The 21884-nt window shown below is 51.4% G+C and carries 24 protein-coding genes and 1 tRNA gene; 4 read left to right on the forward strand and 21 right to left on the reverse strand.

The annotated features are described in order from the left end of the window. Window positions 1-65: 65 nt before the first annotated feature. The 11 genes from greA to OCV63_RS05380 form a co-directional block, all read right to left on the reverse strand. On the reverse strand, window positions 66-548 hold the full coding sequence (gene greA, locus OCV63_RS05330; protein WP_158362491.1) for a transcription elongation factor GreA: 483 nt from the start codon (window positions 546-548) through the stop codon (window positions 66-68). A 179-nt stretch (window positions 549-727) separates the two neighbouring features. After that, window positions 728-1687 carry a tRNA dihydrouridine synthase DusB gene (dusB, locus tag OCV63_RS05335; RefSeq protein ID WP_158362493.1) on the reverse strand — a complete coding sequence of 320 codons (960 nt, stop codon included), beginning with the start codon at window positions 1685-1687 and terminating at the stop codon, window positions 728-730. Between the two features lie 48 nt (window positions 1688-1735). Continuing rightward, entirely contained in the window at window positions 1736-2008 is a 273-nt protein-coding gene (locus OCV63_RS05340; RefSeq protein ID WP_158362495.1) for a hypothetical protein, read from the reverse strand. Beyond that, window positions 2001-2792, reverse strand: a complete 792-nt coding sequence (locus OCV63_RS05345) for a prolipoprotein diacylglyceryl transferase (RefSeq protein ID WP_158362497.1) — start codon at window positions 2790-2792, stop codon at window positions 2001-2003. Before OCV63_RS05345 ends, OCV63_RS05340 begins: the two co-directional genes overlap by 8 nt. Then, the gene (locus OCV63_RS05350) at window positions 2785-3123 is read right to left on the reverse strand and encodes a DUF6145 family protein (RefSeq protein WP_158362499.1); all 339 of its coding nucleotides are present in this window, start codon (window positions 3121-3123) and stop codon (window positions 2785-2787) included. The genes OCV63_RS05345 and OCV63_RS05350 overlap by 8 nt, the downstream gene beginning before the upstream one ends. A gap of 12 nt (window positions 3124-3135) precedes the next feature. Then, window positions 3136-4116, reverse strand: a complete 981-nt coding sequence (locus OCV63_RS05355) for a biotin--[acetyl-CoA-carboxylase] ligase (protein ID WP_158362627.1) — start codon at window positions 4114-4116, stop codon at window positions 3136-3138. After that, window positions 4116-4400, reverse strand: coding sequence for a DUF6637 family protein (locus OCV63_RS05360; RefSeq protein WP_158362501.1), 285 nt, complete (start codon window positions 4398-4400; stop codon window positions 4116-4118). Before OCV63_RS05360 ends, OCV63_RS05355 begins: the two co-directional genes overlap by 1 nt. Window positions 4401-4402: 2 nt before the next feature. Next, the gene (gene argF, locus OCV63_RS05365) at window positions 4403-5392 is read right to left on the reverse strand and encodes an ornithine carbamoyltransferase (protein WP_158362503.1); all 990 of its coding nucleotides are present in this window, start codon (window positions 5390-5392) and stop codon (window positions 4403-4405) included. A gap of 104 nt (window positions 5393-5496) precedes the next feature. Next, complete coding sequence (locus tag OCV63_RS05370) at window positions 5497-6432, reverse strand: SPFH domain-containing protein (protein WP_158362505.1); 936 nt, start codon at window positions 6430-6432, stop codon at window positions 5497-5499. 2 nt (window positions 6433-6434) lie between these two features. Further along, window positions 6435-6875 carry an NfeD family protein gene (locus OCV63_RS05375; RefSeq protein WP_158362507.1) on the reverse strand — a complete coding sequence of 147 codons (441 nt, stop codon included), beginning with the start codon at window positions 6873-6875 and terminating at the stop codon, window positions 6435-6437. Window positions 6876-7059: 184 nt separating this feature from the next. Next, window positions 7060-8079: an SH3 domain-containing protein gene (locus OCV63_RS05380; protein ID WP_158362509.1), complete on the reverse strand. Its 1020-nt coding sequence runs from the start codon at window positions 8077-8079 to the stop codon at window positions 7060-7062. A gap of 399 nt (window positions 8080-8478) precedes the next feature. Between OCV63_RS05380 and OCV63_RS05385 the strand changes: the two genes are divergently transcribed. Continuing rightward, window positions 8479-9252 carry a LytTR family DNA-binding domain-containing protein gene (locus OCV63_RS05385; protein WP_158362511.1) on the forward strand — a complete coding sequence of 258 codons (774 nt, stop codon included), beginning with the start codon at window positions 8479-8481 and terminating at the stop codon, window positions 9250-9252. Between the two features lie 27 nt (window positions 9253-9279). Here the strand turns inward: OCV63_RS05385 and OCV63_RS05390 are convergent, their stop codons facing one another. From OCV63_RS05390 to coaBC, 4 genes are all read right to left on the reverse strand, one after another. Next, on the reverse strand, window positions 9280-10065 hold the full coding sequence (locus OCV63_RS05390; protein WP_158362513.1) for a TrmH family RNA methyltransferase: 786 nt from the start codon (window positions 10063-10065) through the stop codon (window positions 9280-9282). 14 nt (window positions 10066-10079) lie between these two features. Continuing rightward, window positions 10080-11060: a 6-phosphofructokinase gene (gene pfkA, locus OCV63_RS05395; protein WP_158362515.1), complete on the reverse strand. Its 981-nt coding sequence runs from the start codon at window positions 11058-11060 to the stop codon at window positions 10080-10082. An 83-nt stretch (window positions 11061-11143) separates the two neighbouring features. Beyond that, window positions 11144-14626 carry a DNA polymerase III subunit alpha gene (locus OCV63_RS05400; protein ID WP_158362517.1) on the reverse strand — a complete coding sequence of 1161 codons (3483 nt, stop codon included), beginning with the start codon at window positions 14624-14626 and terminating at the stop codon, window positions 11144-11146. Between the two features lie 66 nt (window positions 14627-14692). Next, window positions 14693-15907 carry a bifunctional phosphopantothenoylcysteine decarboxylase/phosphopantothenate--cysteine ligase CoaBC gene (gene coaBC, locus OCV63_RS05405; RefSeq protein ID WP_158362520.1) on the reverse strand — a complete coding sequence of 405 codons (1215 nt, stop codon included), beginning with the start codon at window positions 15905-15907 and terminating at the stop codon, window positions 14693-14695. 174 nt (window positions 15908-16081) lie between these two features. Between coaBC and OCV63_RS05410 the strand changes: the two genes are divergently transcribed. Together OCV63_RS05410 and OCV63_RS05415 are read left to right on the forward strand one after the other, a co-directional pair. Further along, on the forward strand, window positions 16082-16690 hold the full coding sequence (locus OCV63_RS05410; protein ID WP_158362522.1) for an ECF transporter S component: 609 nt from the start codon (window positions 16082-16084) through the stop codon (window positions 16688-16690). 59 nt (window positions 16691-16749) lie between these two features. Continuing rightward, the gene (locus OCV63_RS05415) at window positions 16750-17529 is read left to right on the forward strand and encodes a type III pantothenate kinase (protein WP_158362524.1); all 780 of its coding nucleotides are present in this window, start codon (window positions 16750-16752) and stop codon (window positions 17527-17529) included. 71 nt (window positions 17530-17600) lie between these two features. Here the strand turns inward: OCV63_RS05415 and OCV63_RS05420 are convergent, their stop codons facing one another. The 3 genes from OCV63_RS05420 to OCV63_RS05430 form a co-directional block, all read right to left on the reverse strand. Continuing rightward, complete coding sequence (locus OCV63_RS05420) at window positions 17601-17834, reverse strand: polya polymerase (RefSeq protein WP_087163641.1); 234 nt, start codon at window positions 17832-17834, stop codon at window positions 17601-17603. Window positions 17835-17928: 94 nt separating this feature from the next. Next, window positions 17929-18765 (reverse strand): CvfB family protein, encoded by an 837-nt coding sequence (locus OCV63_RS05425; RefSeq protein WP_158362526.1) that lies wholly within the window; start codon window positions 18763-18765, stop codon window positions 17929-17931. 181 nt (window positions 18766-18946) lie between these two features. Further along, the gene (locus OCV63_RS05430; RefSeq protein WP_158362528.1) at window positions 18947-19648 is read right to left on the reverse strand and encodes an acyl-[acyl-carrier-protein] thioesterase; all 702 of its coding nucleotides are present in this window, start codon (window positions 19646-19648) and stop codon (window positions 18947-18949) included. Between the two features lie 187 nt (window positions 19649-19835). Between OCV63_RS05430 and OCV63_RS17530 the strand changes: the two genes are divergently transcribed. After that, a complete protein-coding gene (locus OCV63_RS17530) occupies window positions 19836-20180 on the forward strand; it encodes a hypothetical protein (protein ID WP_331485520.1) in 345 nt (114 codons plus the stop codon). A gap of 208 nt (window positions 20181-20388) precedes the next feature. Here the strand turns inward: OCV63_RS17530 and OCV63_RS05440 are convergent, their stop codons facing one another. The 3 genes from OCV63_RS05440 to OCV63_RS05450 all read right to left on the reverse strand — a co-directional run bounded on the left by OCV63_RS05440 (window position 20389) and on the right by OCV63_RS05450 (window position 21861). Continuing rightward, on the reverse strand, window positions 20389-21090 hold the full coding sequence (locus OCV63_RS05440; RefSeq protein ID WP_158362530.1) for an HIRAN domain-containing protein: 702 nt from the start codon (window positions 21088-21090) through the stop codon (window positions 20389-20391). 44 nt (window positions 21091-21134) lie between these two features. Further along, the gene (locus OCV63_RS05445) at window positions 21135-21626 is read right to left on the reverse strand and encodes a HipA domain-containing protein (protein WP_262670654.1); all 492 of its coding nucleotides are present in this window, start codon (window positions 21624-21626) and stop codon (window positions 21135-21137) included. Window positions 21627-21789: 163 nt separating this feature from the next. Continuing rightward, a tRNA-Gln gene (locus OCV63_RS05450) sits at window positions 21790-21861 on the reverse strand. Between the last annotated feature and the right edge of the window lie 23 nt (window positions 21862-21884).

Here is a 21884-nt window from a genome sequence, read left to right on the forward strand (position 1 = left end):
CTTGGGTTACTGTTCACTGCGTTCCCAGTAACACGCTTTGCGGGATAATGCCTGTAAACAATAACTTACTTGGATCTCTGGATCTCAAGTACCTTGTATTCAATCTCTCCTGCCTGAGTCTCGACCTTGATGGTGTCGCCTACACGCGCGCCGATCAGGGCTTTTCCTACCGGAGACTCATTGGAGATCTTGCCGTTCAGGCTGTTTGCCTCGGAGGAGCCTACCAGCTTGAACTCTTCTTCCTCATCGTATTCCACATCCAGAACCTTCACTACGCAGCCTACGCTGATCTTGTCCAAATCCACCTCGTCCTCTACGACGACCTCTGCGTTCTTCAGGATCTTCTCGATCTGCTCGATTCTGGCCTCGATGTCACGCTGTTCGTCCTTGGCTGCGTCGTACTCGGCGTTCTCAGACAGGTCGCCCTGCTCTCTTGCTTCTTTGATCTTCTGTGCGATCTCTTTTCTCTGCACTACCTTCAGATCCTGGAGCTCGTCCTCCAGCTTTTTCAGTCCCTCATAAGTCAGTAAGTTTTTCTTCTCGCTCATTTTTACATCCTTCCTGGTTCTTATCTATTCCATTATATCTTTTTTGGTCGCATTTATTCCTGTCAATGTTCTGGGAAATGGGACAGGCGACACTTCCCCACTTTCAGAATATCCACGATATTATACACTTTAAAGCCTGCAATGTCAAATGTTTGCGTGCCTTTTTCACTGGATTTTTCCTACATTTCCTGCAAAAGCTCTTCCATCTCAGTCAGGCTTTCCACGCTGTTGATCCTTCCCCGGAGCTTCGCGGAACCGGGCAGGCCTGTGGTGTACCAGGAAATGTGTTTCCGCATCTCCCGGATACCCGTATAATCGCCCTTGCATTCCACCTGCATCCGCGCGTGACGGAGCATCATAGCCTTGACTTCTTCTTTCGACGGCTTATCCAGGAGCTTCCCGTTCTCCAGATATTCCACCACCCGGCGGAAGAGCCAGGGATTGCCTCTGGCGGCCCGGCCTATCATGACGCCGTCGCAGCCGGTCGCGTCAAGCAAAGCTTTCGCTTTCTCCGGGCTGTCCACGTCCCCATTTCCGATAACGGGAATCGATACGGCCTCCTTCACCTGCCGGATAATCTCCCAGTCCGCGGTTCCTGAATAGAACTGCTCCCGGGTGCGACCATGGACCGCCACCGCCGCCGCGCCGCTGGCCTCGGCGATCTTCGCGATTTCCACCGCGTTCACATGATCGTCGTCGAAGCCCTTCCGGAACTTCACAGTCAGGGGCTTTTGGATAGCCCTGGACACCTTTGTGATAATCTCCTCGATGAGCTTCGGATTCTTCATCAGCGCCGAGCCTTCGCCGTTTCCCACAATCTTCGGCACCGGACAGCCCATGTTGATGTCCAGAATGTCGAAGGGCCGATCTTCGATCTGCGCGGCGATCTCCGCCATCAGATCCGGCTCGGAACCGAAGAGCTGCAGGGACACCGGGTGCTCCCGCGGGTCTGTCTCCATCAGCTTCTCCGTATTGCGGTTGCGATAGGCGATAGCCTTGGCGCTGACCATCTCCATGCACACCAGGCCCGCGCCCTGCTCGCTGCATAACAAGCGAAATGGCAGGTCGCTTACCCCTGCCATCGGCGCCAGTATCACCGGATTCGGAAGCTCCACGCTTCCTATCATTAATTTTCCCATTTAAAAATTCCTTTTATACAGTAGAATTCTGCCCAGAGGGCTTCTGTCTTATGCTCGCCGCTTATTCTCGCGTCTGTGCTTATTCTTGCGGGTATAAGCTGCTTCCTGCTTCCGAAGCTTCCAGAAGAACACGGCGCTGGCTGCCAGGCAGATGACAATGGCCGCTATCCACAGCACATAAACTACCTGCATCACCGGCAGTCCTGCCACGAAGCTCTCTTCCGGGAATTCTCCCAGATACCAGTGCCAATCCGCCGCAATCAACGTCAGCAGCACGCCCATATACAGAAAGGTTTGGGCCCGCTTCTCACTCTTATTCATCCTGTTTTTTCTCCTCATCGGAGACAGCTGCCTTCTTTTTGCTCAATACAAAGAAGAACACCGCTCCAAATATGAACATAAATATCGCGATAAACTGGGAGGTAGACAGTACGCCTACGCTTCCCCGCTCCAGGTCGCCCCGGAAATACTCCAGCACGAACCGACCTGCGCTGTAGAGCATAAAGAACAGTCCGGTCACCTGTCCGTCATTTTTCTTCCATTTTTTTACAAAATACAGTAAGATGAAAAAATGAAGAAAATCCAGCACACTGGAAATAATCTGTGTCGGAACCAGCGGTACGCCGTTGGGGGCGTACGCGGATTCATGAAAGGTAATCGCAAAAGCGCCGCTGGTCTCATGTCCGTAGCAGCAGCCCGCCAGCAGGCAGCCGATACGACCAAAGCCCTGGGCCAGCGCCACCGAGGGAAGCGCCAGGTCAAGATAGGCCAGCAGCTTCATTTTCCAGATTCTGCAATACAGGACGATGCCGATAAAACCGCCAATCAGTGCGCCGTAGATGACAAAGCCCTCCAGCAAATCCCGGTATAAAAGGCTCAGATCCGCAAAGATCTGAGGCAGAATCGTGATAAAATACAGGATTTTACCGCCCAGGATGCCGCCAATGACCGCCCAGAGGGTCATACCGAAGACCCGCTCCTCATCAAGCCCGATTTTCCGAGCCCGATACTCCGCCAGGCAATAGGCTGAGAAGATGCCGATGGCAATCATCAGGCCGTACCCGTATACCGTAAAGGGTCCGATTTTCAAAAGTTCGTTATGCATGTTCTGTCTCCTCGTTTAAAAAGAATACACGGTAAAACAGTTCCAGAGAAGCCAGAAGCTCTTCCTTGTCCCTCCGCAATTCCTTGATCTGCAGGCTGCTTCCGATCTCGTCGAAGAAGAAATCGTCCTCATGACTGGATACCCGGAATACCAGCGTGCCGTCCGGCTCGAATTCCAGAAGCAGGATGCCGCCCACCTGGTTCACGAAGAGCACGCACATGATTTTCAGCTCGTCCTTAATGGCTGTGGGAAGCGCCGCAAACTGCTCGTTAAAAAAGTATTTTTCCTCGTAGGAGTTGGCTCCGCAGAGAACTATATTTTCCTGTTCCATAATCTCTCCCATTTATACGTATCCGTACACGCCGCGCACGGACACCTCTCCGGCATAAATCTCTTCCACATGGCCGTCCTCCCGGCGTACCAGAAGCTCGCCCTGGTTATTGATACCGAGAGCCAGACCTGTGTACTCGTTTTCGGGCTCCAGCACCCGGACCTCCTGGTTCTGGTTCACCAGCAGCCGGTTGTATTCGTCTGTCAGGAGGCTCAGATCCTCCGTCTCTTCAAAGAGCCCGTAATATTTTTCAAAATATTTCATACACAGGGCAATCAGCTCTGCGCGCCGGAAGTTACGACCTGTCGTCAGCCGCAGCGATGTAGCCTGGTTTAATTCTTCTGGAAATTTCTGGGTGTTCACATTGATACCCGTGCCGATGACCACGTAATGGATACAGTCCATCTCCGCACTCATTTCCGTCAGGGTGCCGGAGACTTTTTTTCCCTTCAAAACCACATCGTTGGGCCACTTGATTCCGGCTAGGCTGTCATCCATCAGCTCATTGATGGCGTCAGCCACTGCCATGCCCATGACCAGCGTCAGCATGGACGCGTGCTCCGGACGGATACCTGGCCGCAGCAAAAGACTCATATAAATGGCCTCTCCCGGCGGGGAATCCCAAGCCCGTCCACGACGGCCACGCCCCTTCGTCTGCTGATCGGAACAAACCAGCGTACCGTGAGGCGCGCCCTTCTCTGCCAGCAGCTTTGCCTGAATATTCGTCGAATCCGTATCGTCAAAGCAGACCAGATTCTGCCCCATCTGCTCCGTATGAAGATAGCTTCGGATTTCCGCCTCCGTCATGGCGTCCGGCGCCGTCAGGAGACAGTAACCCCTGTTCGGTACGCTGTCAATCTCATAGCCCTCTTCCTTTAATTTACTGACTGCCTTCCAGACAGCCGTACGGGACACGGACAGCTGCCCACACAGCTCCTGGCCCGACACATAATCGCCGCTTTCCTTCAGCGCCGCTAAAACCTCGTCTTTTATCATAGAAACCACATCCAGATGATATTGAAAATCAGTGCCACGACCATCAGACCCGCAAAAATTGAGCAGATGTAGCCGCTCACCTTTTTATTTTTCGCCAGCTCCATTATGCCCGTCACCGCCGACATGGCCGCTCCCAGCAGAAAGCACAAGGGAATCAGGAGTTCCCCTTTTCCTCCGAACAGAATCAGAATTGCCAGAATCAGCACCGCGCAGGCCAAGACCATAGAAATCATTTTCCAGTAATAATAAGGATCCCTGCTCACATGGCTTGCTTTTCTCATGCTTAAGCCCCCAGTGTAGCCGCCATCACTGCCTTGATGGTATGCATCCGGTTCTCCGCCTCGTCAAAGACTACAGACTGGGCGGACTCGAATACCTCGTCGGTACACTCCATCTCGGTAATGCCGAATTTCTCCTGAATCTGCTTGCCGATCTTAGTCTTCAGATCGTGGAACGCCGGCAGGCAGTGGGTAAAGATGGCCTGAGGCCCTGCATTATCCATGACCTTCTTATTGACCTGATAGGGCATCAACTCGCGGATACGGCTCTCCCATACCTCGTCGGGCTCGCCCATGGATACCCATACATCGGTGTAAATGACATCCGCGCCCCTGGTGCCGCTCATCACGTCCTCGGTCAGGGTAATGGTCGCTCCGGTCTCCTTCGCCACGCCTTCGCAGTAAGCCACCAGCTCCGCGTTCGGGAAATAAGCCTTCGGTGCGCAGGCGGTAAAGTGCATACCCATCTTCGCGCAGGCGATCATCAGGGAATTACCCATGTTGTAGCGGGCGTCGCCCATGTATACCAGCTTCACGCCCTTCAGATGGCCCAGGTGCTCCTTTACGGTAAGCAGGGTCGCCAGCATCTGGGTGGGATGATATTCATTGGTCAGGCCGTTCCAGACCGGTACGTCGGAATACTTCGCCAGTTCCTCTACGATCTCCTGGCCGAAGCCACGATACTCAATACCGTCGAACATACGGCTCAGGACACGCGCAGTATCCGCGATGCTCTCCTTCTTGCCAATCTGGGAGCCTGACGGATCCAGATAGGTGGTTCCCATGCCCATATCGTGGGCCGCCACTTCAAAAGCGCAGCGGGTACGGGTGCTGGTCTTTTCGAAAATCAACGCTACATTTTTACCGCGCATATCGCGCTCTACGATACCGGCTTTCTTGCGCGCCTTCAGGCTTGCCGCCAGATCTACCAGATATTCGATCTCCTCCGGTGTAAAATCTTTTAATGTCAGAAAATCGCGTCCTTTTAAATCCATTTCTTTCGTCCTCCACCAACATGTCACTGTGAACCAAGTGAACAGTAACAATCAGGCTGCTGGCAGGAAATTCTCCTGCCGCAGCCCTTTTTCTTTCGTAATCATTAGTTTTCCTTCGCTACTTCTGTTACTGCCTTTACCATACCGGCCAGTCCCTGAATGTCGGACGGGATGATGATCTTCGTCGCCTGCCCGTCCGCTGCCTTAGCAAAAGCTTCCAGGCTCTTCAGCTGCAGTACCGCGCTGTCTGCGGAAGCCTCTTTGAGCATCTTCAGACCGTCTGCGTTCGCCTGCTGTACCTTCAGGATAGCCTGAGCCTGACCTTCCGCCTCGCGGATGGTCGCTTCCTTCTTCGCCTCCGCCCGAAGGATAGCTGCCTGCTTCTCTGCCTCTGCGTCCAGAATTGCGGATTCCTTCTGTCCTTCCGCCACCAGAATGGTGGACTTCTTCTCACCTTCCGCACGGAGAATGGCTTCACGACGTTCACGCTCTGCCTTCATCTGCTTCTCCATGGCGTCCTGAATTGCAGCCGGAGGGATGATGTTCTTAAGCTCCACACGGTTTACCTTGATACCCCAGGGGTCTGTGGCGATATCCAGAGACGCGCGCATCTTGGTGTTGATAACCTCGCGGGAGGTCAGTGTCTGATCCAACTCCAGGTCTCCGATGATATTACGAAGGGTGGTCGCTGTCAGATTCTCGATGGCCATAATCGGATTCTCCACGCCGTAAGCGAACAGCTTCGGGTCGGTAATCTGGAAGAATACGACGGTATCAATCCGCATGGTTACGTTATCCTTGGTGATAACGGGCTGGGGAGCGAAATCTACGACCTGCTCCTTTAAGGTCACGCGCTTCGCCACCCGATCGATGAACGGCGCCTTGAAATGAATTCCCACACCCCAGGTTCCCATGTACGCGCCCAGACGCTCGATAACCAGTGCCTGTGCCTGGGGAACGATCTTGATGCAGGAAGCAATGATCAACAGAATAAATACTACCAGTACCAATACTAAAACAGTTCCTACAAAATTCGGCATAATCAGCCCTCCTTCTTCTCTCTCACAATCAGCTTCACGCCTTCTACGGCAATGATTTCCACATGGGCGTCCTTCGGAATGACTTCAGAATCCTTCTCTGTCCGGGCCGTCCAGGTCAGGCCATTTACAAAGACCTCTCCCCGGCCTTCCAGATTATGAATCTCAGCCGTCACCACGGCGGTCTTTCCAAGCAGGCTGTCCACATTGGTCTTCTCCTGCTTCTGACTGTTGAAAAACCGAAGCGCCCAGGGTCTGGTTCCAAAAAGCAGCGCCAGAGACACCGCGCAGAACACTACCCACTGAATCACAGGCGAAACGTCCAGCATCGCGAGAATAAACGTGACCAGAGCCCCTCCGGCAAACCAGATGGTGGTCAGGCCCAGCGTAATAATCTCAATCACAACCAGTACAATCAGTAATATCAGCCAGTACATGGCATTCATCGCTCTGCACTCCCCTTTCGTATCTGTCTACAGATTGTTGTGAATCTTAGCCCTATGATACTATAGTTTTCCCTTTTGCACAAGAAAAATTATTATTAAGAATTCCGAATGAAAATCCCGAAAGGGGCCGCCGCGCTGCCACGGTGACCCCTTTCAAATCATTTCCTGTTCTCTTGTAAATGCTTTAGTAAAATACGTGATTTCCGATTACGATGGAATTCTCTCCCGCTCCAAGACTCGCGTTCTTGAAGTGGGTGTAACCGCCGATATTCGTGTAGCCGTTGATGGCCTCCTGCGCCGCCTGTCTGCAGCTGGCCTTGGGATTGCTCAGATAGCGTCCGATGCTGCCGTTGCTGACTACGCCGAACTGACCCGGCGCGTAAATCACCGCCATAATGCTGCCGTAGCGTCCGCTGCGCACACGGTTCATCACCACCGCGCCCACGGCCACCTGGCCTTCATAAGGCTGATTGCCCGCCTCTGCCTGAATCAGCGCTGCCAGAAGCGTTACCTCGTCGCCGTTGGCCTGCAGCGCGGAGAGCTGCTGCTTCAGCTTCTCTTTCTTCTCTTCAGCTTCCTTTTTCTTTATCTCATCCATAGTCATGGCTTCGCCCAGCTCATAATTCACATCCACATATTCCGCTGAGACATAGCCTGTTTTCTCCTCGGCATACTGCACCATAACCCACTCGTCGCCATCCTCCAGAACCTCCAGCTTGGCTCCCTCTTCCACATTCTTCAGAATTTTAGAATCGGCGCTGGCTTCAGAACGGATCCGAAGTCCTCCGGTCAGGGATGTGGCTGTCAGCGTGGCTGCGTTCTTGGATTCCTCATAGGCGTCTGCTCCGAAATGCAGATACTCATCGCTGACGTAGCCCTCCACATTACCGGAGTGAATCAGGGTCCAGCCTGTGTCGGTCCGGGCCAGCACTTCGCCGCCGTCGCCTTTGAACATCCGCCCCACTGCCGTGGAATCGGCGCTGGGTTCCTGGCGGACGGTCACATAGTCCTCCACCTTGGCCAGTACCTTTTCTTCCCATTCATCCTGTATCTTCAGTGTTTCAAAATCTTCGCCTGTCAGATCCGCCATCACGGACTCGATACCTGCAGATGTCTCTACTTCCAAATTGTCAAAGCCACAGCCCAGAATCCAGAGACCTGCCACTGCCAGAAACAGCGGTATCTTTTTGTTGATTGCGTTCATAAAAACCTCCTGTAAGTCTTAACTGCAATGATGTGTACGGTTGATATTTAACATTTCTATGTCACATATTACAATTATTATTACAAATGTTACGTTTTTGTTACAAGTGGTATTGTAGCAGAGTAAAAAGGATTTGTCAATATTTTAGACATTCCTAACCTTTTATCCCCAATAATACTGCAAAAGACGGCTGTCAGTCACCCGACAACCGTCTTCTGATTTTTGAAAAACACCACATCTGGATTCCCCTTAATTCAGGAAAATAGCAAAGGTTCAAGTGTTACCGACTTTCCTGAATTGCATTTCATTATATTGTTTTATGACAAAATATGCAATATAATATGCCTATACCACTTGTTTTTATGAAAAAATAACTTGTCCGACCAAGGAGGAACTCTTATGAACATCACTGCCCTGGTAAACCGTTCCGCCGATATTATCACGCAATATTATCAAAATAACATCACGCCCTTCCTGGAAGCCTTCCATGATGACGCGCTCTGGATAGGACCTGCCGAAAAACAGATCCTTCGAACCCGGGATTCCATTCTGGAGGCTTTCGCCCAGGAAGAGCATTCCCTCCATTTCATTCTGCACGATCTGACCCTGATCCCGCTGACCGTAGGAAGCAGACACGCCTGTGAAATCATGGTCTTCTACCGGGTGGACACCATCTGGCCCGATGGCAGCTCCAATCAGGTCATTCAGCGTGTACAGCTCACCTGGTGCCTGCAGAACGGCGAACCGCGTATCCGGGTCTGCCATATCTCCAACGCTATTTCCTACGATGAACGCGACAACATTTACCCGGTACATTACGCCGAAACCTTCCGCACTATGACGTTAGCCGGGGAGACACGTTCCGAACGCCTCTCTTTCCGCGGAATGGATAAATCTCTCGTTTATCTGAATCTGGCCCATATCATCTATATCGAGACCAATGGCCGCCATACTACCGTGCATACCATCGACGGCAACTACGCGTCCCTGGACAGCCTGCCTGCCATCGAAAAGCGTTATCCGCACTATCTGGTCCGCAGTCATCAGAGCTATCTCGTTAATCCGGAGCACGTCATTCAGCTCCGGCGCTTTCAGGTACAGTTGACCGGCGGTGTGACCCTGCCGATTCCGGAAAAAAAATATACTGCTGTTAAGGCGAAGCTTGTGAAATAAGATGGATGAAAATTCAGGCAGTTTTATTTATCTTCTCTGTCTGTATGCCTCGTACATCAGAATCGCCGACGCCACGCCCGCATTCAGGGACTCAAGCTTCCCTTCCATGGGAATCCGAATCAGCGTATCCGCCTGTTCTGTCAGCTCTTCTGTGAGCCCATTTCCCTCATTTCCTATGAGAAAGGCCGTACCGCCCCGGTAATTCTCCTGGTCGTAGAAGTTCACGCCCTTCAAATGGGCCGCGAACGACCGGATTCCATGGGCTTTCAGCAGTTCCACGGTTTCGCATAAATTCTCTGTATACAGGGTCGGAACCCGGTACACGGAACCCATAGTGGATCGGATAGTCTTTGGATTATACAGATCCACGCAGCTTTTGCTTAAAATGACGCCGGTGACACCGGCGCCCTCAGCGGTCCTGAGAATCGTTCCCAGATTGCCGGGATCCTGCAGGTTCTCAAGCAAAAGCAGTAGCGGCTTCTCCGCCCTCAGAAGCGTCGGAAGGTCGCTTGCCTGCTGCCGCACGATGCAAAGCACGCCCTGGGGCGTCTGGGTATCGCTGGCTGTCTTGAAAATGTGATCCTGCATTACCTCAAACTCCAGCCCGTCCGCCTGAATCCGCTTTATCAGCGTCTCCTTATGTTTCTCATAAAAAGTCTCTGAAAAATAGACTTTTTCGATGCGCTCTTTCGGCGCTTCCCGGAACATTTTCGGGCCTTCTACCACAAAGACGCCCCGCTCGTCCCGGAGTTTTCTCTTTTTATTTAACTGAACCAGCAGTTTTACCTGCTGGTTCGCCGTACTTGTTATCATATAGTAAGTGTCTCCTAACAATGCTTGGACAGGTCTTTTGCCACCTGATACTGGTACGGGTCGATGCCCTTTACCATGGCAAGCGCCTCGTCAATATCGAAATCCTGGAAGCGTCCGTGCTGGTATCCTACCACGCGGTTGGTCTTGCCCTCGCAGAGCAGGTCTGCCGCCATGGCTCCCATCATGGAAGCGTAGACGCGGTCTTTACAGGTGGGGCTTCCGCCTCGCTGCATGTGTCCCAGAATCGTCGCCCGGGTCTCGATGCCGGTGGCCGCTTCGATCCGACGCGCCATACTGGTGGAATGTCCGACGCCCTCCGCGTTTACGATGATATGATGCTTCTTGCCACGTTTCCGGTTGGCAATAATATTGTTGATAATCTTCTGCTCGTCGTAGTCGTAATTCTCCGGAAGCAGAATGTCCTCGGCACCGTTGGCGATACCGCACCACAGGGCGATATAGCCTGCGTTACGTCCCATAACCTCAATGATACTGCACCGCTCATGGGATGTGGAGGTATCACGCACCTTGTCGATGGCCTCCATGGCTGTATTGACCGCCGTATCGAAACCGATGGTATACTCGGTACAGGAGATATCCAGGTCGATGGTACCCGGTACGCCGATGGTATTGATGCCCAGAGCCGCCAGCTTCTGGGCTCCACGGAAGGATCCGTCTCCGCCGATGACCACGATACCGTCGATTCCATGCTTCCTGCAGATTTCCACGCCACGCTTCTGGCCTTCCTCGGTCATAAATTCTTTACAACGGGAAGTGAACAGCATCGTGCCGCCGCGCTCAATGGTGTTGGATACATCATTTGCGGATAAATCAATGATCTCTTCGTCCAGAAGTCCTGTATAGCCTTTGAGGATACCTTTTACCTGCTTTCCGTTTACCAGCGCCTTACGCACTACGGCACGCACTGCCGCATTCATGCCCGGCGCGTCGCCGCCGCTTGTCAGTACTCCGATGGTTTTAATCTCTTTTGCCATGATGATTCCTCCTCGCCTCTGTCCGGATTCACATTTCCGGGCTATTCCTGTGATCGTTACATGAAACGCCTTTGTGTCCGATTTTACTTCATCCGACGTATATTTTCAATACGTTTCTCCACAACTTTTACATTTCCTTTACCGAAGCTTTGCTCAAGCCTGACCACCAAATCCTGATCCGCATTCACATTTCTGCCGGCCGGGAGGCGCTTGACGCTCTTCTCCGCCGCCGCGTAGAGCACCACCGGATCCTTGCCGTCGCTGTCGGCGATCAGATCAAGCAGCTCCGGCTCCCGTTCCAGGCAGGCCGCCTGATTGGGAAACTGGATCCACAGCTCCTTTCTGCCCGCGTCAAAGGGGATAATCCGGTCGCAGATGAGCTTGCCCGCCCGGTCGTCGCCCACGTCCGCGTGACCGCCGATGAAGATCTTCGCGTCCTCCTGCAGAGCCTCGGCGCTTCGCTCATATACATTCGGAAATACGACCACTTCCACGGTACCCAGCAGATCCTCGATCTGCAGGAAGGCCATAACCTTATTGTTCTTGGTGTATTTGATGGTTTTGCCGGTGATCATGCCGCCGATGACCACGGACTCCCCGTCGTGCACCTTGGTAGCTCCGGTCTCCTCATCCAGGGCAAAATCGGTGGTCACTGCCGTGATATTTTTCTTCCAGCGGTCCATGTATTCCTCCAGCGGATGACCGCTGACGTAGACGCCCAGCACTTCTTTTTCAAAGGAAAGCATGAGCTCCTTCGGGTACTCGTCCACATCAGGCAACCTGGTCTGGAAGCTGGCTTTCTCCTCCTCGCCCACCAGGTCGAACAGAGAGAGCTGGCCGGTCATCATAGTCTTCTGGCTCTGGGCCACCCCGTCCATGATACTGGCGTAGGCCATCATAAACTGCTGTCGGTTGCCACCCAGGCTGTCCAGAGCGCCCGCCTTGATCAGGTTTTCCACTACGCGCTTATTCACGTCCTTACCGCCCATGCGCTCGATGAAATCTGTCAGGCTTTTGAACCGGCCCGCCAGCTGCCTCTCCTCGATGATGGATTCCACCACCGGGCGGCCGATGCTCTTAATGGCGCAGAGCGCAAAGCGGATGGCGCCGTCGGATACGGAGAACCGGGCCTCGCCCTCGTTGATATCCGGGGGCAGAATATCGATTCCCATCTGCCGGCAGGTCAGGATATACTCGGATACCTTTCCGGAATTGTCGATGACGGAGGTCATCAGCGCCGCCATGAATTCCACCGGATAATAATATTTCAGCCAGGCCGTCTGATAAGCCACCACTGCGTAAGCCGCCGCGTGGGATTTGTTGAAGGCATACTTGGCAAAATCTATCATTTCATCGTAAATCTTCTGGGCCGTCTGCTCGGGAATGCCGTTTGCGATACAGCCGGGCACGCCCTCCTCCGGGTTTCCGAAGACGAAATTCTGACGCTCCTTCTCCATGACCGCAGCCTTCTTCTTGGACATGGCGCGGCGCACCAGATCGCTTCGACCCAGGGTATAGCCCGCCAGCTTCTGCACGATCTGCATAACCTGCTCCTGGTAAACGATACATCCATAGGTGGGTTTCAGGATCTCCTCCAGCTGGGAACAGTCGTAGGTGATGCTCTCCGGGTGATCCTTACCCTTGATATACTGGGGAATGAAGTCCATGGGGCCCGGGCGGTACAGGGAGATACCGGCGATGACGTCCTCCATGCTCTTTGGTTTCAGCTCCTTCATGAATCCCTTCATGCCGCTGCTTTCCAGCTGGAACACGCCGTCGGTCCTGCCGGTTCCAAGAGAAGCGTAGACTGCCGGGTCGTCATAATTGATTTTATCGATGTCAATAGTCTGTCCGGTTCGCTCGGACGCCATACGGACCGCGTCCTGGATCACCGTCAGAGTACGCAGTCCCAGAAAATCCATTTTCAGAAGGCCCAGCTCCTCCAGGGTCGTCATGACAAACTGGGTCGTAATGGAACCATCGGAAGCCCGGGACAGGGGCACGTATTCGTCCACGGCCTTCTGGCTGATGACGACGCCCGCCGCGTGCATGGAGGTGTGTCTGGGAAGTCCCTCCAGGCGCATGGACATGTCGATGAGCTCCTGCACCTGCGGATCGTTTTCGTAGCTCTTCCGAAGCTCCGGATTCATTTTCAGGGCCTTTTCCAGGGTAATATTCAGCTCCTGTGGCACCATTTTCGCAATGGAATCCACGAAATTATAGGGTAAATCCATCACCCGGCCCACGTCCCGGATGACGCCCCGGGCCGCCAGGGTACCGAAGGTGACGATCTGCACCACCCGGTCCTTGCCGTATTTCCGCACCACATAATCGATCACCTCCTGCCGCCGTTCATAGCAGAAGTCAATATCGATATCCGGCATGGACACACGCTCCGGGTTCAGAAAGCGCTCAAACAGCAGCTGATAGCGCATGGGATCAATATTGGTGATCCCCATGGTATAGGAAACAATGCTTCCGGCCGCGGATCCGCGTCCCGGTCCCACTGCGATTCCATGTTCCCTGGCGTAATGGATAAAGTCCCAGACAATCAGGAAATAATCCACGTAGCCCATATTTTTGATCACGCCCAGCTCATAGGTCAGACGATCCCGCATGGTACCGTCATCGTCCGGGTAGCGCTCTGCCAGTCCGTCAAAGCAGAGCTTATTCAGATATTCCCAGGAAGTATAGCCCTCCGGCACATCGTATTTGGGAAGCTTGGTAACGCCGAATTCAATCTCCACATTACAACGCTCCGCGATTTTCCCTGTATTTTCCAGCGCCTCTTTCGCATACGGAAAAAGCGCTTCCATTTCCTCCGGGGATTTCACATAATACTGACCGCCCTCGTAGCGCATCCGGTCTTCGTCCGCCAGCTTCTTGCCGGTCTGGATACAGAGCAGGATATCATGGGGCTTCACGTCCTGCGCATAGGTATAATGACAGTCATTGGTGGCTACCAGGGGGATCTGAAGCTCCTGACTCATACGCAGCAACGCCTGATTCACGGTCTTCTGTTCCGGAATGCCGTGATCCTGCAGCTCCAGGAAATAATTTCCTTTTCCAAAGACTGCTTCATATTTTAAAGCAGATTTTTTTGCTTCCTCATAGAGTCCCTTCTGGATATACCGGGGCACCTCGCCCGCCAGGCAGGCAGACAGGGCGATGATTCCCTCATGAAACTCCTGCAGGACCTCCATATCCACACGGGGCTTGTAGTAAAAGCCTTCCACATAGCCGCGGGACACGATTTTCATCAGATTGGCGTAGCCCTGGTTGTTCTCCGCCAGAAGCACCAGGTGATAATACCGGTCGTCCCCTCCGGTGGTCTCCTTGTCGAAACGGGAATTGGGAGCCACGTAAACTTCACAGCCCAGGATGGGCTTGATGCCCTCCGCCCGGGCCGCCCGGTAGAAATCGATGACGCCGAACATGGCCCCATGATCCGTAATGGCCGCCGCCGTCATGCCCAGCTTCTTCACCTGGGCCACATATTCTTTTATCTTATTGGACCCGTCCAGAAGGCTGTATTCTGTATGGGTGTGTAAATGTACGAATGACATGAAGTCTCCTTATAATATGTCTTGCAGCCACCTGCAAGGGCAGCCGCGCTGTCTGTGTCTGCGGTTTTACGATCCCAGTTTTTTACAGATCTCATTTAAGATCTCGTGCGCAGTCTCCTCTTTGGAAAGCAGTGGCAGTTCCCGCTCTCCGTCCTTCGTCAACACGGTCACGCAATTGGTATCAGTCCCAAAGCCCGCGCCCGCCTTCCGGAGGCTGTTGGCGCAGATCAGATCGCAATTTTTGCTCTCCAGCTTTTTCTTCGCGTTGGCCAGCAGATCCTCTGTCTCCATGGCGAAGCCGCAGAGCACCTGGCCTTCCCTTTTGTGCTCGCCCAGATATTTTAAAATATCCCGGGTTCTGGTCAGCTCGATGGAAAGTCCGCCCTCGGCCTTCTTTATTTTATAGTCTGCGGTGGTCACCGGCGTATAATCCGCCACTGCAGCGGCCTTGATAATCACATCGGACTCCTCCGCACGCTCTTTCACAGCCTCGAACATATCCTGCGCTGAGGTTACACGCACCACATTCACCAGCAGTGGCGCTTCCGCCTCCGTGTGGGCTGCCACCAGCGTCACCTCCGCGCCCCGGAGCATAGCTGCGTGGGCCAGGGCAAAGCCCATTTTCCCGGTAGAATGATTGGTGATAAAGCGTACCGGATCGATGGCTTCCCGGGTGGCTCCCGCAGTCACCAGCACCTTTTTCCCTGCCAGATCCTTCTCGCAGGCAATTTCCTTCAGGATATATTCCAGCAGCAGCCTTTCATCGGGCATTCGTCCGTCGCCGCTGTCCCCATTGGCCAGCATACCGGTCTCCGGCGGAATGATCTCATAGCCGAAGCGGGCCAGCTTCTCCAGATTATCCTGGACGATCGGATTGTGGTACATATTGTGATTCATGGCCGGGGAAATGATTTTCTTGCAGGGGCAGGCCATGACCGTAGTAGTCAGCATATCGTCGGCAATGCCGTTCGCGATCTTGCCGATCACGTTGGCAGAGGCCGGAGCCACCAGCACCACGTCCGCCTGCTTGGCCAGCGCCACATGCTCCACACTGTACTGGAAATTCCGGTCAAAGGTGTCGATGAGGCATTTATTGCCCGTCAGCTGCTCGAAGGTCAGCGGCGTGATAAATTCCGTAGCGTTTTTCGTCATCAGTACCTGCACGTTGGCCCCCAGTTTCCGGAGCATCCGCGCCAGATTTACGATTTTATATGCAGCGATACTTCCTGTTACGCCCAGTACCGCAGTCTTTCCTTTTAACGTATTTTTATCCAATGTCATCTGTTATTCCTCCCGTTTTATTCCCCTTGATTATAGGGGAATTTCGCATTTTTTTCAATACAAAGGCCCCCGAACTTTTTATTTGCTTGAATTACAGATTTCCCTATGCTATCATTACCCCGTAATTGTATTGTATCCCTTAAAAGGGAATAATAACAAGGAGGAAAACTGAATATGAAAACATCTACCAAAACACGGCAGCTAACCGTTCTCGGACTGCTGACCGGCATCTTACTTCTGATGGCTTATACGCCTCTGGGATACCTGAACATCGGGCCTCTGGCTATCTCGTTCAACGTGATTCCCGTCGCACTGGCTGCCATTACCCTGGGACCTGCAGGCGGAGCTGCCGCGGGAGCCGTATTTGGACTGACCAGCTTTTTACAGTGCATTGGTGTGGGCGGAGTGAGCTCCATGGGAGTCGTCCTTTTCGGAATTAACCCTGTACTGGCTTTTATCCAGCGCTTTGTACCGCGCCTTCTGGACGGTCTGCTGCTGGGATATATCTTCCGCGGCATGAAAAAGGCCACGAATGCACGCCTTGGCTGCTTCATCACCGGCTTCTTTTCCGCATTTCTAAATACGCTGTTCTTCATGACCGCCCTTGTGGTGCTCTTCGGCAATACTGAGTACATGCAGGGCCTCATCGGCGGTAAAAATATCATTCTGTTCGTATGCGGCTTTGTGGGAATCAACGCAGTATGCGAGATGGTTTCATCGACGATTATTACCGGAGCGGTGGGCTTCGCGCTTTTAAAGGCTGGCCTGATTAACCGCGACTAAATCTGGATTACAGCCTGAAGCACTTGCTGCTGAAGGCGTATAACAGTTAGGAGGAAAAAATGATTCTGACCATTGATATCGGAAATACGAATATTGTCATGGGCTGCTTTCATAAGGATCAGCTGCTCTTCCTGGAGCGTTTTTCCACAGAGCAGGATTCCACGTCCCTGGAATATGCGACCATCATCCGGGAAATGCTGGATCTGCATGAGATAACGCCTGCGCAGATCCGGGGCGGCATCATTTCCTCCGTGGTTCCTTCCGTAACCAACACAGTTCGGGAGGCTGCTGAAAAATTCACCGGCGCCCGGATGCTGGTAGTAGGCCCCGGCATCAAGACCGGAATCAAACTGGCCGTAGACGACCCGGCCCAGCAGGGCAGCGACCTGATCGTAGGCGCGGTGGCCGGCGTCCACAGCTATCCCGTCCCTCAGATTATCATCGACATGGGTACGGCTACCACGGTCTCTGTCATCAACAGGGACAAGGCCTACATCGGGAAAATGATTCTGCCCGGTGTGGCCGTCTCCCTGAACGCCCTCTCCGGCAAAGCGGCGCAGCTCCCCTATATCTCTCTGGAGAAGCCGAAGAAGCTTATCGGCAGCAATACGGTGGACTCCATGAAGAGCGGCATCCTCTACGGGAATGCCGGAGCTATGGACGGACTCATCGACCGGATCAACGAAGAACTGGGCGAGGAATGCACGATGGTCGCCACCGGCGGACTGGCGGGCGTGATTACGCCGCTGTGCAGGCATGAGATTATTCTGGATGAGGATCTGCTGCTGAAAGGGCTGTTGATTCTGTATTATAAAAACTGCGGAAATGAAAAAGAATAAGAGATTTTCTTAAAAAAGGGCTGAAAAAAGCGAGGTATTGTTCCAGCGGAACGAATACCTCGTTTTATTCTTTAACCATTGATCATAAATGAAACTAATTTGTCGATGTCTTCCTTCTCGTATGCGATGATCTCAAGCTCCGGGATTTCTCCGTTGGAGAAGATGTTCGCCATAGATACATACTGGGAAAGCTTTGACTTCAGATTCAGTCTGTCGCCCTCGCCGGTAACCAGCTCAACCTTACCCTTGCAGCTGTCTACTACCTTGAAGAATTTATCGATGTCTGTAATGTTCTGTACTTTCATTCTGATTCACCCCTTTCTTTTCTTTTCTTATTATAACCGCAAAGTCCGGCTTTGGAAAGCACTATTTTTCAATTTTCATAAAATTTAACATTTTTTATAATTTATAGCGGATACTCTTCTCGGTTATCTCTATTTTGCCCTCTTTTAAGAGTCTTCCCACCGCTCTTTTGAACGCATTTTTGCTTAAATGCAGTTCCCGCTCAATCACTTCCGGCGACGCTTTGTCTGTAAAGGGCAGGACTCCGTCAAATTCATCGATGACCTTCAGCACAGCTTCCGCGTCTGCGTCCATCTGCAGGTAGGCTTTTTCCCGGAGACTTAAGTTCAGCTTGCCGTCCTCATGGACGCCGGTGACACGGGCCTCCACGATGTCGCCGATCTTCGCTCCCCCGTGGAAATCTTTTCGGGGCACCAGGCCGGAATAGCGGTTATCGACCGCCACAAATGCGCCGAATTCTTCGCTGATTTCGTAGACAGTTCCTTTGACACGGTCATCCTTTTTATACGGGGACTGAAGCTCCAGGTACTCATACACATTCATGGTCGCGCAGAGGCGGCTGCTCTTGTCGATATACAGCGCTACCAGAACCTCCTGGCCCTCATGCACCCGGCGGGTCTGCTCCCGGAAAGGCAGCAGCAGATCCTTTTCCAGACCCCAGTCCAGAAAAGCTCCTATTTTGCCCACCTGGGCTACTTTTAAGACAGCCAGGCCGCCCAGCTCCAGCTTCGGTTCGTTCGTGGTGGAAATCAGGCGATCCTTGGAATCCTTGTATACAAAAACCGTCAGCTTCGAACCAATCTCCGTCCCCTCCGGCACTTGCTTCTTCGGCAGCAGCACGCGCTCCTCCGCGTCCTCCTGCTCCCCGAGATAGACGCCGAATTCAACTCTTTTTATTACGGTTAATTCCTGTTTTTTTCCTAATTCAATCATGTCTTTCCGTCTCCTGTTCTCTTCGTTCACAGGAGACCGCTCCGCGATGCAACGAAAGGAACCTTCTTGAACACAGTTCAAGAAGTAGCGTTCGCTTCGCAAACTTAACTCGGGATTTTGGCATATACATGCCAAAACACCTCGCGGAACAGTGTCCTGTTGAAATTTACTTAAATAATACTTATGATAATTCTATCACCGCGTAGGGCCGTCCCAGCTCATCGCACAGCCCTACGGTATACCGCCCGTCCTCCAGCGCTACTACCGGATAAATCATATCGCCCAACAGCGCTGATTTCTTATACTCGGCACGCATCTGGTGAATGGGGAAATTCTCCGGTACGTATTCCCGGGCCATCTGGATGTACTGGCCGTTGTTCACGTGATGGTTCGTGTCCAGATGATGCTTCTGCACCGCAAAGGGTTCCTTCGTCTCGCCCTCTTTCGGCATCGGCACCTTCCGGGAGGCGTATTTCATATCCAGCTTTTCCTCCAGCACGTAGGCCTGCTCGATATCCTCCAGCACCCGGGTCGGAAGTCCCGTGTCCGTGTCCAGAAAGCTCCAGAGGCTGTTGGCATAGGCAATCAATTTTCCCTCCTGGTCCCGCATGGTAAAATTGCGGTAGCCCGCAAAGTTCTTGAAATAATAGGGCCAGGTGCCAATCTCGATCTCCTCGCAAAGCTTCGGATACCGCTCAATCACAATCTGCCAGGACGAAAGCACCCAGACCCGGTGCAGCTCCTCCAGGCGCTCCACGCCATTATTCAGCATCTCTGACTGAAAGGTACTGCAATCCTGAAAATAATTGATGATTCCGTTCAGTGACAGTTTCTTATCCTCGCCCACCTCGCTGTAGCGGACCCGGCTTTTAAATGAATACATATGTTACGCTCCTTTTTATCCCTCTGCGTTTCGTATTTATTATAGCGAAACACCCGCGAAAACACAAGCGCTTCCTCTTCCCCTATACCCCTACCTCTATGGCTTATTGGCAAAAATTATCAGTAGGATATACTGGAACAACGGTGTTTCAAAGACGCTATTTTATGCTAAAGGAGAACTTTGTGTTATGAAGAAAAATACCAAACGCTACATTGCCGCTTCCGCAGCCTTCATTCTGGCCTTTGGAATCGCGCCCAGCGCAAATGCCATGCACATCATGGAGGGCTACCTTCCCGCAGGCTTCTGCGTAGCCTGGGCCGATGAAATCTTTTTATTCAAGGATGGAAGCGTTCTGAAATCCGGAACGCCGGAGGAGGTCTTTACCGACACCTCTGCCCTCAGGGAGACCAACCTCACCCAGCCTGCCGTGCTGGAGCTGTTCGACAGTCTCTGCGCAAAAGGAATTTTAAAGAAAGAATGGAAAATCCCCAGGAATCTGAAGGAACTGGAAGCCTATATCAGCGCACTGTAATATAGAGAACTCCTCAGCAAATTATGATTCTGTTGTACAAAACATATACACATACAGATAAAAGGGACTGCCGCTCCATCACCTGTTATTGATGATGAAGCGGCAGTCCCTTCCGGTATTCATTTCCTTATAGCAGTCATCGGCCTTCTCATTTACAGTACACAATACTTTTTCTACCTTTGTATAAAATAATGGCTGGTTATATACCTCAATTTTGTGTTTTCTCAACCTTTACCATCACTTCAATACACTCATCGCAATTCTGTTCTTTTTCTACTTTTGCAACATAACATCCCGAAATTCTTTTTTCATTCATTAATTTTAAAAACGCCTGTGCGTAATATCGTGGGATATAACCCAGCTTTTCTTTTCTTTCATTTAAGACAATAATTGCATTCTTGTCATAGGGATTATCCGGCTCACTACATAAAAAGCATTCATCACCACGTGTCACAGCAACTGCGTTTTTACAGGCTTTTCCTTCACACCCCAGATAATGTCTTACCCCTGCCAGATAAAAAGTTTTTTCAAATTTCTCTTCCACATCCAACAATGGATCTACAAACTGTAAATTATCAATGGGAAGCCGTGCTCCGCTTTTCTTCAACAATTCATAGGCATCATATTCTTTTAATCCATATTTATCAAGAATTTTGCCGATATCTTTTCTCTTTCTGTCTGGAAGTCTGCTGGAAAAAACAGGAAAAAGTTCTTTGCACCGGTACATAACATCCAGATTTTCAAATACTACCAATGGCTTAAATCCCGCATCCATTGCTGCTTTTATTTCTCCGCAATACTGAAATTCATACTCTCCGTTTCTGGAAAGTTGTCCGATAATATATTGTCTTCTTGTAGTACTGCACTTCCAAATCAGGTACAAATACTCCTTCCCATCCTTAACAGACATTTTATTCCGCCTTTCTCCTATAAACATCCTGTAACATTTGGATTTTAGAATCTAAATACAACTGCCCAATTACTCTGATGTCGATCTGTATTCCCTATCAAATAGTCAAACAACAACATATTTAAAAATCCATCCACCGGAACAAATTTTTCTATCGAAGCCAAAATCATTTCGATGGAATATCTATGCTGCGTCTTCACATCTATAAATTTTTCCACATCATACGTCGGATATAATAGAGAAATAAAATAAATCCCCTCAATCAAAGTCTGGTTTTCCTGTTCAATAATATTATAACTGACGGATCCCTCTCTGCCTTTATAAGTTCCAAGTTCAAACCTTGCACATGGAATGTCCAAGACCTGCGCTATCTGAAAAGCTATACACTCTGATACATGATCTGTGGTACCAATATCTTTTTTAAATTTAAATAATCCTGTTTGACCTGTATCCGGGTTTTTCAGCCAAATTTTTTCACTGCGACCGCTTCCTTCTGATGTACCTTCATATTCTTCCCAAAAAGAAAAATCTCTCATACTCTTTCCTCACATATATTATATTTTTATAATGTTTGAGTTTGTTACAGACTTTTGCTTTTGTAAAATAGAACATTTCAGGCTTTCATTTTATCATAGCTTTTTTTATATCGCAATCTCTTCGTAGATCAAAAAAAGGAACCTCACAAGAGATTCCTTTTACCAGGGCTACAAGGATTCGAACCTTGAAATGACGGAGTCAGAGTCCGTTGCCTTACCGTTTGGCGATAGCCCTATGTCTTAGCGACGAATGTTATA

Source organism: Laedolimicola ammoniilytica (assembly GCF_025567165.1).
Taxonomy (GTDB): Bacteria; Bacillota; Clostridia; order Lachnospirales; family Lachnospiraceae; genus Laedolimicola; species Laedolimicola ammoniilytica.